Source organism: Acidithrix sp. C25 (assembly GCF_904848545.2).
In genome coordinates this window covers 227,101-239,015 of the sequence record NZ_CAJHCI020000007.1, presented here as the reverse complement: position 1 = coordinate 239,015, position 11,915 = coordinate 227,101, and the positions used below count along the sequence as shown (strand labels likewise).

10 protein-coding genes and 1 tRNA gene are annotated in these 11,915 nt (G+C 47.1%); 8 read left to right on the top strand and 3 right to left on the bottom strand.

Going from position 1 to position 11,915, the window contains the following annotated elements; translation table 11 throughout:
• Nucleotides 1-9 precede the first annotated feature (9 nt).
• Nucleotides 10-654, top strand: a complete 645-nt coding sequence (locus tag ACIDITHRIX25_RS82705) for a PHP domain-containing protein (protein ID WP_201731898.1) — start codon at nucleotides 10-12, stop codon at nucleotides 652-654.
• Nucleotides 655-1,920: 1,266 nt separating this feature from the next.
• Here the strand turns inward: ACIDITHRIX25_RS82705 and ACIDITHRIX25_RS82700 are convergent.
• Complete coding sequence (locus tag ACIDITHRIX25_RS82700) at nucleotides 1,921-2,124, bottom strand: hypothetical protein (protein ID WP_201731897.1); 204 nt, start codon at nucleotides 2,122-2,124, stop codon at nucleotides 1,921-1,923.
• Between the two features lie 398 nt (nucleotides 2,125-2,522).
• On the opposite strand from ACIDITHRIX25_RS82700, the gene ACIDITHRIX25_RS82695 reads away from it, so the two are divergent.
• Nucleotides 2,523-3,755 carry an NAD(P)/FAD-dependent oxidoreductase gene (locus ACIDITHRIX25_RS82695; RefSeq protein ID WP_201731896.1) on the top strand — a complete coding sequence of 411 codons (1,233 nt, stop codon included), beginning with the start codon at nucleotides 2,523-2,525 and terminating at the stop codon, nucleotides 3,753-3,755.
• Here the strand turns inward: ACIDITHRIX25_RS82695 and ACIDITHRIX25_RS82690 are convergent.
• The gene (locus ACIDITHRIX25_RS82690) at nucleotides 3,752-4,081 is read right to left on the bottom strand and encodes an FmdB family zinc ribbon protein (RefSeq protein ID WP_201731895.1); all 330 of its coding nucleotides are present in this window, start codon (nucleotides 4,079-4,081) and stop codon (nucleotides 3,752-3,754) included. The genes ACIDITHRIX25_RS82695 and ACIDITHRIX25_RS82690 overlap by 4 nt on opposite strands.
• A 403-nt stretch (nucleotides 4,082-4,484) precedes the next feature.
• Here ACIDITHRIX25_RS82690 and galU point away from each other — a divergent pair, with 403 nt between their 5' ends.
• Nucleotides 4,485-5,480, top strand: a complete 996-nt coding sequence (gene galU / locus ACIDITHRIX25_RS82685; RefSeq protein ID WP_201731894.1) for a UTP--glucose-1-phosphate uridylyltransferase GalU — start codon at nucleotides 4,485-4,487, stop codon at nucleotides 5,478-5,480.
• A 642-nt stretch (nucleotides 5,481-6,122) separates the two neighbouring features.
• Nucleotides 6,123-7,343: a molybdopterin molybdotransferase MoeA gene (locus ACIDITHRIX25_RS82680; protein WP_201731893.1), complete on the top strand. Its 1,221-nt coding sequence runs from the start codon at nucleotides 6,123-6,125 to the stop codon at nucleotides 7,341-7,343.
• Nucleotides 7,344-7,406: 63 nt separating this feature from the next.
• Here ACIDITHRIX25_RS82680 and ACIDITHRIX25_RS82675 read toward each other — a convergent pair whose 3' ends face one another.
• Complete coding sequence (locus tag ACIDITHRIX25_RS82675) at nucleotides 7,407-8,432, bottom strand: IS630 family transposase (RefSeq protein ID WP_201731892.1); 1,026 nt, start codon at nucleotides 8,430-8,432, stop codon at nucleotides 7,407-7,409.
• Nucleotides 8,433-8,565: 133 nt separating this feature from the next.
• On the opposite strand from ACIDITHRIX25_RS82675, the gene moaA reads away from it, so the two are divergent.
• From moaA to ACIDITHRIX25_RS82655, 4 genes are all read left to right on the top strand, one after another.
• Nucleotides 8,566-9,573 carry a GTP 3',8-cyclase MoaA gene (gene moaA, locus ACIDITHRIX25_RS82670; protein ID WP_052605810.1) on the top strand — a complete coding sequence of 336 codons (1,008 nt, stop codon included), beginning with the start codon at nucleotides 8,566-8,568 and terminating at the stop codon, nucleotides 9,571-9,573.
• 61 nt (nucleotides 9,574-9,634) lie between these two features.
• Nucleotides 9,635-10,141, top strand: coding sequence for a cyclic pyranopterin monophosphate synthase MoaC (gene moaC / locus ACIDITHRIX25_RS82665; protein WP_052605809.1), 507 nt, complete (start codon nucleotides 9,635-9,637; stop codon nucleotides 10,139-10,141).
• Nucleotides 10,142-10,240: 99 nt separating this feature from the next.
• Nucleotides 10,241-10,876, top strand: coding sequence for a hypothetical protein (locus tag ACIDITHRIX25_RS82660; RefSeq protein ID WP_052605808.1), 636 nt, complete (start codon nucleotides 10,241-10,243; stop codon nucleotides 10,874-10,876).
• 18 nt (nucleotides 10,877-10,894) lie between these two features.
• Nucleotides 10,895-10,967, top strand: a tRNA-Ala gene (locus tag ACIDITHRIX25_RS82655).
• Nucleotides 10,968-11,915: the final 948 nt, after the last annotated feature.

Sequence of the window (11,915 nt, the reverse complement as noted above, 5' to 3'; positions counted from 1 at the left end):
GTTTAGCCGTTGAAGATAGACCTCCACACACATACTCATCGTTCCGGGGATTCAACCACCACCTACGAAGAATATATAGAGGCCTTCCAATCCTCAAATTTGGATAAGGTGGCCGTAACCGACCACCTTACCATTGAGGGCGCATTGAACCTTCGAGAACGCCTCGGGGACACGATCATCATAGGTCAAGAATTTCGGGTCAAGGAGGGCGAGCTTATTGGCCTCTTCATCGAAAAAAAAATACCTCCGGGCCTAGATGCCAGAACCGCATCCAAGATGATTAGGGACCAAGGTGGACTAGTTTACGTTCCTCACCCAGGTGATCAAGGAAGAACCTCTCTCACCTATGAAACACTATCTATGCTTGCCAACGAGAAAATGATTGACATTATTGAAATCGGCAACTCTAGGTGGAGTCCTAACGGGTTCAACCAAAAAGCTCAAAGCATTGCCACCAAAACCTCAGTTTCCACAGGAGCTGGTAGTGATTCACATGTCGAGACCGCCATCGGCTCATCTTATTGCGACCTTGGCGATGCTCCCTGGAACGATTCAAGCCAATTCCTATTAGCACTGAGCGGCGCAAGCCTTACAATCGATTGGTTTGATCCGCCGCGAAAGTGGAAGTCGCGAATAGTACCATCGAGCCATTAGCACCCACGACACATTCGAGACAGTGAACCTCCCCGCCCTTACAGACGGGGCTTCTGACCTCGCCGTTTGGTTGGAGTTACCTGACATCGCTTGCATCATGCCACCGCTACCGACTGGTCTAGTGCTAATGAATTAGCACTAGTAGATGAGTTTGCTAGTTTCGGCTTGCTAGTCTGAGATAGCTCAGACAAGGCCCGGTTCTGGGCACCACTTCGGGCTCTGGCCTTGTGGCACTGCACCTTTTGGTGTGACTTGCGTTGATTGGGTGACCAACGCTTTTCAGCTCGAAGATACGTGACTCGGATTGTTGTATCTAGTCCAATTGGAGAGTACTCGTTGTATATCGCCTTCTGGAGAATATTTATTGCTCCTAGGGCGTCTCGATGACAGCTGAACCCACAGTTAGGGTTCTTGCATCGGTAGTGCCGACCTCATGGTCGGTTGCGCCTTGAACACGCTGGACAGGTTTGGCTAGAGTAAGACTCGTTTAGGTGTTCTATCTCTAGCTTGGTCTTTTCTTGCAGATATCGCTCCTGTACTCCTCTTGACCACTGGGATAGTTGTTGGCGGCCATGGCGACTTATGCGCCGTTTTACTTTGGTATCTTTCTCGATACCCCTCACATCACCAACTATAAGCCTGGCGGTGTTGTGGTTGATGACGTGATTAGCCGCTTTTTTGGACACCTGAGTATTCCAAAACTCTTTACCAGTCCTTTACCACAGGGGTCATTGCGAAATAACCGTTTTGGCGTATTCGACAGCAACGCATTTACTCAAAATGGTTGCTTAGAATTCAAGAACTCCCCTCGAGCGTTTCTTTGGATCCAAAGAAATAAGCAGTCCCGTAATTGGATCTGAAAGTTATGTTTTTAGCTCCATTGAATTCGAACTAAAGGGGTTTGATTCCAATACGTAGTTTAGGAACCAGTTACCCTTTGTGCTACTCCTGGCTTAGAGTGGTCCGTAATCCTCAGAAAAGTAAAAGACAACTTTCTAATCCAACAGCGGGAGGACTATGGACAAATAAATATCAGAAAACGAGCCATTTAGGCATTAATTAAGGGACCTTCTAGCCTGACGTCCACCAGAATTGAGGTAACTTAGAAATAGGTTTGAGGGATCAGGAAAGTCTGGTCCAAAGATACTGGTGCTATAGTCCAAAAATTCTGCCAATAGTGGTCCAGAGAATCGGAATAGTCACTTGGGGTTCCACTTCGTGGAGCATCAGATAGAACCGATACCCAAAGAGAGAGAATCTCTTCCTCTACTTAGAGACAGTAAAGCCTGAGACACTGGACAATTCAATGATCTCATCCTGGCTAAGGCCATCAGCTGCTCCAAGGGCAATCTTGGCACGAGTTACATGAGACTGAGGCGAGGTAGTAGCACGAAGTACGCCCTCTAGAAACTTTCTATCGTTGTCTGAAAGAACAACCTTGAATGCCGGTCGACCAATCTTCTTTTCCATTACTCTCCTAAGTGTAGTGAAATGTACCTCTGTATAGGTAAAACACTAAAAATAGGGATTAATTCCTTAGTTAAATGAATTTATGACTAAGGACACTAGATGTGTACTGGGATTATCACTTGCTTTAGTGGTACCTTGGACCCACATCTATGTCAATAGAGCCATAAGAGCCATCAGGATGGTGCCTTTCATGGGATAGCCATCCATGCTCGATGAATTTAATTGGATTATTCGTATTAATTAAATATTTCCGTTGGTCAATTCGACAAAGCAAGTCTCAAATTCCAAGTAAAATAACAAGAGGTCAACTTCTAGACATCTCTGGGAATCATCCAAAATTACGCCAACTTCAAATATTTAGCCCTTTCAACCTAGGAACAATCACAAAGGATTCAGATATGACACGCGTTGTAATTGTTGGAGCTGGATTTGGTGGACTAGCCACAATGTCGGCTCTGGCCCACCAAGATGTAGAGATTACTTTAATAGACAAGCACAACTTTGCCACATTTCAACCGCTACTATACCAAGTCGCGACCGCTGGCCTAAATCCGGGAGATGTAGCATTTCCTATCAGGACTCTTCTAAGAAAACAAAAAGGCGTAACCTTTCGACAAGGGATGTTGGCGGGTATTGACAGTGCTGCAAACGAAATTTCCCTAGTGGACGGAGCGCGGGTACCCTATGACTTTCTTGTTTTAGCGATGGGGGCAACTACAAACTTCTTCGGAATTCCCGGCGCAGAAGAGCACTGCCACGGCATCTACACCCTCGACGAAGCGCTCGCGGTGCGAAACAAAGTCTTCTCTCTCTTTGAACGGGCAGCATCCCAGGGCATCAAAGGAAATGCAATGACCACAATCGTCATTGGTGGAGGTGCGACCGGCGTCGAGATGGCAGGTGCCCTTGCCGAATTGAAGCTGCGCGCATTTAGAACAGACTATCCATCGCTAGATCCCGCCCAAGCTCGAGTGATCCTAATTGAAGCTAGAGAGCGACTCCTAGGCGCCTTCTCGCCAGAGCTCTCAAAGTACGCCTCAGCTGAGCTGAAAGGTCGTGGCGTCGAAGTCCGCCTCAACACTGAAGTGAAAAGCGTAACCGATGCTGGAGTTCACCTTGCCAACGGCGAATTCATCGACTCTCGACTGGTCATCTGGAGTGCAGGTGTTGGGGTTTCAAAACAGTTCTCAGATTTAGGGCTGCCCCAAGGCAGACAAGGGCGCTTTGAGGTTGGCGATGACCTTAGGGTCGTAGGCCATGAAAATATCTTCGCGGTTGGCGACATAGCTGCAACCCTAGAGTCAGACGGAAGCCTAGTTCCGCAACTAGCTCAGCCCGCAATACAGACAGGCACGCACGTTGCCAAGATGATCCAGGCCTTAATCACTTCAATGCCGACCACACAGTTTGTCTATCGCAACAAAGGGACGATGGCCACTATTGGAAGAAATGCAGCAGTCGCCGAACTAACGAATGGAATGAAACTCACGGGATCTACCGCATGGCTCGCATGGTTAGCTCTACACCTTTTGACCCTATTGGGCGTCCGCAATCGCCTGTCGGTATTACTCAATTGGAGTTGGCACTACATATCTTGGGGTCGTGGTCCCAGAGTAATACTTGGTGGTTAGGACGCGTTAGATGGAGAGGCAGGCGCCGGCGAACTTTCCGGTGCCGACTTCTTCTCTGTTGTCGCTGCTGGAGCCGCCGACTCTGATGTGGTTGGCGCAGCTGGAGTAGCTTCACCAGTTGAAGCGGGCGGTCTAATAGAACTCGAAGTGGATTTGGAATCGTTTCGGTAGAATCCACTTCCCTTGAAGGCAATTCCTATGCTTCCAAAAACCTTGCGAAGTTCTCCGCCACAAATCTCACACACCGTCAAGGAATCGTCCGTAAAGGATTGAGTCACCTCGAAGTTATTGCCACAAGACTTGCAGAGGTATTCATACTTTGGCACTTTTACTCCTAAATCTAAAGGTCTTTCACGATTAGCACTCAATATATCTGAGTGCTAATTTTAGTATGGTTTGGCCTTAAGTTCGTACGCATGACTTCGACGATAAAACAAAGTGATAGAACAAAATCTCTTCGGTGCCGGAAAGATTGCAACTGACGCGAAACCTCTGCACTAAAAAGATTAACCCACTTCAAAAGTAGTCAAAGTCAGATCATCGCGATCAAAAGGTTAAAAGCGCCGTCTTTATTGGGCATCCTATGGTGATTCTCCCCGCCTTAAAGCTAATCTAAAGAATAGATAAATCTAGGATTGGAGTCTTCTAATTCTACAAATCTCACACTAGCAATTGCATTTTAAGGATTAAGATTATATAATCAATAGCTATAGTCGCCGGGTTGTCAAAATGCGACCCAACCGACAACCCGGAGGCTACCTCACCAGGGGAGAGGTAATACTCAAATTGAAACAAGTTCGCAAAGCCGTGATACCAGCCGCTGGCCTCGGCACAAGATTTCTTCCGGCGACCAAAGCTCAACCTAAAGAAATGCTTCCCGTAGTCGACAAGCCCTCAATACAATACGTAGTCGAAGAGGCACTCGCAGCAGGTTTAGACGACATCCTAATTGTTACCGGCAGATCAAAACGATCGATCGAAGATCATTTTGATCGATCATTTGAGCTTGAGTACTACCTAGAAGAAGGCAACAGAACTAAAGAACTGGCGGAAATTCGTAAAATCAACCACCTAGCCGAGATTCACTATGTTCGACAAGGGGATCCACGAGGTCTCGGACATGCAGTACTAGCTGCTAAAGCTCACGTTGGAAGCGAGCCCTTTGTCGTTCTTTTGGCTGATGATATTGCAGCGTCGGACTCTACCCTATTACCTGACATGCTGTCACAATTTTATCGAAACGGTCGTTCTGTAATTGCCCTTCGCGAGGTACCAAAAGCCGACATACGTCTTTATGGATGCGCTGTGCCTGAATTCGTGACTCCAAATTTTGCTAGAATATCAAAAATAGTTGAAAAACCTACCGTAGAGGATGCACCTAGCAACCTAGCGGTTACTGGAAGATATATATTCACTCCGGAAATCTTCGATGCGCTTTCAGAGACAAATCCGGGCTTTGCTGGTGAAATCCAATTAACTGATGCAATTCAAATTCTTCTTGGATGGCAGGCAATCTATGGCCTCATCACCTCGGAAAAACGATACGACATCGGAAATAAATTGGATTACCTGAGGGCAACGGTCGAAACTGCACTAGATCGCAGCGACCTCTCGGGTCCATTCAGAGAAATTCTTGCAAACGTGGTTGCCAATGATCCAAAATTACGTGAAATGTGCCAAGACCTGCTCGATATAAAGATTGATCTAGATCGCAAACTCATATAAGTTCTGTCTGATTTAGCCACCGATACTATAGCTGATATGGTAATTGCTATGCATGATTCCACAAATATCCTGTAGAACCGAAAATCCGTCAGAAGCAATTATTTTAAGTAAACCGTCTAAATATTGATTCTCAACCGACGCCCTACCCGTAACCATAAAACCCAACAAACTTATTCTGAGTCAGATCTTTAGGGCAAATCTTGCAAAAATCGAAACTCAAGCCTTCTAGTTACAAGTGCCGTCGAATCTACTACCAATTCGCCAAGATACTCAAAGCACAGTCTCAACAACTACTCAAAATCTCATCGTGGCCACAAAGAGATTAAAGAAGTACCGGCAAACCTACAATAAAGATTCATCAACCAACAGATCACGCCTCGGGTAAAATCACCCTTGCAAACTCCCCCATACGGGCATCGGCTAAATAGGCTTGGGATCAATTTTTGGCCTTAGTCACCACCCCAACCAAGGCGCAATCATCCAAGTGAAACCCCTGGCGCCCAGATTCCCAAGATCGGATCGCCACCATGGAGACCATTAAGAGTGACCGCACTTCTTTAGCCTGTACGCACTCGCCTTAAATTTCCATTTTGAATCTAACGTAGGTATATAAAAGGAAATATCTAGTTAGGTTCAAAGAGAATGATCCCCTTAACACAGGCACAGCAGTACGTATTGTCAAATATTGATACCTCACGGGCAATGGCAATTCCTATCGACGAAGCAAACGGACTCATTACCTCGGGTTCGCTTGAGGCCATGGAAGAAATTCCCCCATTTGACAACACAGCAGTCGACGGAATAGCCATTAGATCAGAGGAGATAGATCGTCTAAACCTCTCAGGGAGCATCGAGGTAAGAATCGCAGCCACCATTGCCGCCGGTAGCCCAGACAAGGTAGAGATTGCCCCGGGTACATGCGTTCGAATCATGACGGGCGCACCAATACCATCAAATTGTTCGGCCGTGGTAATGATAGAAGATGTCGTTGCTAGCGATATTATGGCGACTATTTCTTGTCGAATTGCGCCGGGTGACAACATACGACGCAAAGGTTCAGACATAGCAATTGGAACTCGGCTCTTTGAATCAAATACCCGATTAACCCCAGCTCATATAGGTGTATTAGCATCTGTGGGATTTGCGAAAGTGCCAGCCTTTCGCCGAATCAAAATTGGCGTGATCTCGACCGGAGACGAACTCGCCGAGGTCGGACAGGCCCTAACCTACGGAAAGATACGAGATTCAAATCGTCATTCCCTACTTGCAATTGCATCCTCAAGCGGCGCCAACGTCCTCGATCTAGGAATCGTGAAAGATAGACCAGAGGATCTACGCAAGGCATTTTTAGACGCAGCCAAAGAGGTAGACGTCATAATAACCTCTGGCGGCGTCAGTGTAGGAGATTTCGACTACACCAAAGCAATCTTAAACGAACTGTCAAATGGAAAAGCTCAGTGGATGCAAATCGCGATACGACCAGCCAAGCCCTTTGCGTTTGGAAAAATCGACAACACTCCATTCTTCGGTTTACCCGGCAACCCCGTCTCCGCGTTAGTCAGCTTCGAGCTATTGGTCAAACCCGCGCTTCGAAAGATGCAAGGAGATCTAGAGCCGCTCCCTCGGCCAGTTTTAGCAAAAGCCACCGGCGCTTACAAGCGAACCCCTGACGGTAAAAGACACTTTGTACGTTCGAATCTACATGTAAATAACAGTGGAGCCCTAGCAGTAAAGCCTCTTGACAAACAAGGTTCACACATGCTCCATGAGATGTCGAAAGCAAATTCTCTTATCATCGTCGAAGACGGAGATGGATTCCTCAAAGACCAAGAGGTCGAAGTATTACCTCTTAGTGCTCTTTAGAGAAACGACACATTCAACTCAAATAGAACCCTCAAAGAGAAACGAAAGTTACATCTATAGAGCTCACACTATGACTTGCTCCTTGAAATCAAGCAAAGAGTATGGGAATGTCGTCGTGTTGAGATAGTCGACTAATTCCTTTGTGACTGGTTCAATCTTGGGAATGAAGCGATTGTGGGTTACAGCAGAGCGCCCTTGCTTCCAAACGTGTTCCTGGGGATTGAGTTGCGGAGAATACGGAGGGAAATGGACTGCTTCGATGTGATGCTCCCTAATTGCCTCTTGAGCGACGCTCCCTCTGTGCCATCCTGCCCCATCCCATATAAGCAGAATCTTCTCTCTTGGGTAGATCTTGCGGATCGCCAGCAGTATGGCCGCTGTTTCATGCATAGTCTGGCGCTCTGTTGCAAATGCATGCTCCTTGCCTGTCTTGAGGTTCAAAAACCTATAGATGCTCCGGTTCATTCTGGTTCCATTGGTCTCAATTACAGCTGGTGTGGTTCCTTTCGGTATCCACACTTTCTGAGTAGTTGTCGCCTGAGTGAGAACCATCTCGTCTTCACAGAGAATCACCGTATCTGGATCAGAGAATGCCTCTTTCAGACGTTCTTGCTGCTCGTCTTTCCATTCAGCTACCGCTTGTGGATCAGCCTTCTCGTACTGTTTGCCCGGCAGATGGAAGCTGAACTTACTTTCCCGAAACAGAACGTAATAGCTAGTCCTAGAGGCATAGAGAACACCGTATCTGCGCTTGAGTACTGTAGCCAGGATCCGTGTTGACCAAAACGGGGAACTGCTATAGCCGTGGTCATTGGGAGTTGTAGTCGTGAGCATGATTGCCACTTCATCTCTTTGAGACTTTGAGAGAAGTACCGGAGCGTTGTTATGGCGCTTGTCCTTGAATGCCTCAGTGCCAACGCCGCGGAATGACCGTCGAATTCGCTGTACATGCTTGACAGAGAGGCCTGTCCTGTTGAGGGGACTCCCATCTTCAAGGGTGAGAACTGCCAGCGCCCGCTTATATTCGTCGATGTTTTCAGTCTTCGCCATGAATGCTTCAATAGTGGCGAGTTCCTCGGGTGTAAGCATGTCATGAGAAGATTAACACACTTTACAAGAAATTAAAAGGGCTCATTGGAGCATTTCAGAGTGTTATGCGAATAGTGCCAGAACCAACCAAACACACTCCGAATTCCAACCATAGTGATAGGCTTTGAATACTATGCAGGAAAAAGCTTTGGTGGACTCATTCGGAAGGGTCGTAAAAGATCTAAGAATTTCAATTACCGATCGATGCAACTTTAGGTGCCTCTACTGTATGCCTGCCGAGGGGATGCAGTGGGTACGTCGAGAAGATGTGCTCACCTTCGAAGAGATCGTTAGAATTGCACGAATTGGAGTCGAAAGATACGGCTTCGACGGGATCCGCTTGACAGGCGGAGAACCGACAGTTCGCGCACAACTTCCACTCCTTGTGGAAAAGCTTTCGTCCTTGCGAAATCCGCTTACTTCAAAACCAGTCGATATCGCAATGACGACCAATGGGGCCACACTCTCCACTTTGGCTGAAGATCTAAAAAAAGCTGGGTTGAACAGAATCAATATATCCCTTGACACTTTGGACCGGAAAAAATTCGCTCAAGTTACCCGACGCGACCAGCTACTAAAAGTAATAGGTGGAATTCAAGCTGCAAAAGCCGTTGGATTCGATCCCGTAAAACTAAACGTGGTAGTAATGAGGGGAATTAATGACGACGAAATACTTGATTTCATCGAATTTGGAGTAGATCTGGGTGTCACACCACGCTTCATTGAATTTATGCCTCTTGATGCAGACGACGCTTGGTCTGAAAATAAGGTAGTGCCCTCCGATGAGATAGTCGACATTATAGCTAGCAAATACTCATTGACAAAGATAAACAACGGTTCAGACCCTGCTAGCCGATATCGCTTAGGAGATACCAACCACGAGTTTGGGGTAATCCCAACTGTAACAGAACCATTTTGTGAGAGTTGCGACAGAGTTCGCATTACAGCCGAAGGACAGTTTCGAACTTGTCTCTTTGCTATCGAGGAATACGATCTTCGTGAGATCATGCGACGCGGAGGCAGTGACGACGAATTGGCTGCGGAAATGGAACGAGCTGTGGGTCTCAAATGGGCAGGGCACCAGATCGGCAACGTCAACTTCTTACGTCCCAATCGTTCAATGAGCCAAATCGGGGGATAAAATCGCGCAAAGATCGCGCTAAGGCATCACAGTGCAAAAATACGATCTAGGCTTAACCCCTATGACAGACTCCGGATTGACCCATCTAGACCCACTTGGACGCGCTCGCATGGTAGACGTCACACCCAAGGAGCCAACACACCGACGAGCGGTTGCGCGCTGCCGGGTTGTGATGGAGGCTGAGACAACGGCTAAAGTTGCCAGTAACGCAATAAATAAGGGTGACGTGCTCGGTGCGGCACGAATCGCCGGGATTCAAGCAGCAAAACGAACTTCGGACCTAATACCCCTTTGTCATCCACTCTTGGTAGGGTCCATCTACGTAAACTTTCTTATTGGAGACGACTTCGTAGAGGTTGAGGCCCAGGTTGAGACGATCGATCGAACCGGAGTTGAGATGGAGGCCATGACGGCGTGTTCTATCGCTGCGCTAACGATCTATGACATGTGCAAGTCCATAGATCGATCGATGACCATAACAGATCTCGCTCTTTGGGAGAAGGTGGGCGGGAAATCTGGAACCTGGAAACGACCCGGCCACGATAAGCTCGCAGATCCGCTTTTTTAACGTCAATTAAAGGCTAATTCCAAAATAGAGATGGACAAACCTAATAAATTACACTAGTGTAATTTATTAGGTTAACGAGGAATTCCTAAAAGGCTGAAAATGAATATTATTTTGGTACTTTCAGGGTGGTTTATTGCCCTAGTTACAATTAGCGCTGTAAAAGTGCATAATAGAGGCGTCGTAACCTCAGTATCACAATTTCACGAACAATTGCTAGTACTTGGCAGGACCTCAACACTGCATAACGGTGAAGATAATTATTCCACGACTCACACCCTTTACATGCGACAAACCCACCTTCATAGCCATAATCATCAGCCTCATAGGGTCCTGACACAAAGCGCCACTGACTCAACCGTGAGAAATCATCCGATCACCGCAGTTGAGCGAAGAACTCGTACGCTTTTCGCACTCTTGACAGCACTGCTATTGATGACCCTAGCTCTTGTAATTTCTGCCTCATTTTTTGCACTTTTAGGATTTGTCGGAGTCTTGGCACTGGTAATCGTTTACATCTTGGCTCTACTTTCAATCAAGCGAAACCGCAAAGGATCCCATTATCGCCGGCAGAACGCCCAACTTCAATATCCGTCGCCGGCTCCTCGCTCGCCACGTGAAGATAGTCCGCAAAGAGCTCCATATCTGTCAAGACAGGCACTAAATGAGGATGTTAGCTACTTTGAGCTAGAGGGCCAACTCCAAAAAGGGGATCCTCTTAAAGTTGGTTACTACTAAGCTAAATAAGTAAATAACGGGGGTGTAGCTCAGTTGGAAGAGCGCTACGTTCGCATCGTAGAAGTCGGCGGTTCGAGTCCGCTCACCTCCACTCGTAATCTAACTAAAAACATTCCCCCTGTTAGACGCGCCATCTCTATTTCTGCTCGCGCTCATACCTAAACTTATTAGCTCCTAGGGAGGGACGAGTATCGCGCCTAACGGTTGCTATCGAATCTTCACAGAAGCGCCACTTTATTTGACAAATCCTAAAAACCCTTGGCTTCTAAACCCTATACGTTGCGGACTAACCACATCTGGGAAGTGAATCTCAAATTCGTGAGATCCTGGCTCAACTACCTTGAATGGAACATTTGAAAACCGGTGATTGCTACTGTGTGGTCGAGACCAAAAGCTTGAAAGCCCATTGGTCGATACCGTAAAAACACCATATCAAAAGGGCATGCGAGAGGTAAGGCCGGACTCTAGGGATCATTTGCGAGTTGAGGATTCTCTTCGGCTTCAAGCTCAAAAGACATATAGTTCTACTTGTGGCGGGAGATAAATCGAGAAGTTGGAAGAGGTGATATCAGTTTGCAAAACCTACCCGCAAGGCGTCCCGTCAACCTTGCGGTTGACGGGACGCTCACAAAAACGAATGCTAGAGGAAGTCCGGTCGTATCCTCGCGAGCTACGTGAGGCTTCTGGGATTGCCCATATCGCGTCTCACCGATCGACCATGGCGACATCAAACGCCTGCAGATCGACGCACTACGCAAATATGTCGAGGTGGTCGGTGGCAGAAAGTCGAGGTGAAAATTAGCGACGAATGTTTTTTGATCGCGTAATTTTCTACATAAGCAATCACCCAGACCGGATCCAACTGGGTTAGACGACGTTCTATCTTTGGCAAACGGTGGTAATTCTGCAGAAACGTGGTCACAATTGCTGGTGACGCCGTACGCGATTTTAGAGCCTAGAATCGCTCATGCCAAAGATTAACCCCAGTTCATCGGGCAGATTTGACTTAAGATTTGAGTAGATTCCTACTTTATCCACA

Coding starts and splice junctions, on each gene's coding strand:
- galU (WP_201731894.1), top strand. CDS start 4,485: ATGCGACCCAACCGACAACCCGGAGGCTACCTCACCAGGGGAGAGGTA.
- ACIDITHRIX25_RS82680 (WP_201731893.1), top strand. CDS start 6,123: ATGATCCCCTTAACACAGGCACAGCAGTACGTATTGTCAAATATTGAT.
- moaA (WP_052605810.1), top strand. CDS start 8,566: ATGCAGGAAAAAGCTTTGGTGGACTCATTCGGAAGGGTCGTAAAAGAT.
- ACIDITHRIX25_RS82675 (WP_201731892.1), bottom strand. CDS start 8,432: ATGCTTACACCCGAGGAACTCGCCACTATTGAAGCATTCATGGCGAAG.
- ACIDITHRIX25_RS82700 (WP_201731897.1), bottom strand. CDS start 2,124: ATGGAAAAGAAGATTGGTCGACCGGCATTCAAGGTTGTTCTTTCAGAC.
- ACIDITHRIX25_RS82660 (WP_052605808.1), top strand. CDS start 10,241: ATGAATATTATTTTGGTACTTTCAGGGTGGTTTATTGCCCTAGTTACA.
- ACIDITHRIX25_RS82695 (WP_201731896.1), top strand. CDS start 2,523: ATGACACGCGTTGTAATTGTTGGAGCTGGATTTGGTGGACTAGCCACA.
- moaC (WP_052605809.1), top strand. CDS start 9,635: ATGACAGACTCCGGATTGACCCATCTAGACCCACTTGGACGCGCTCGC.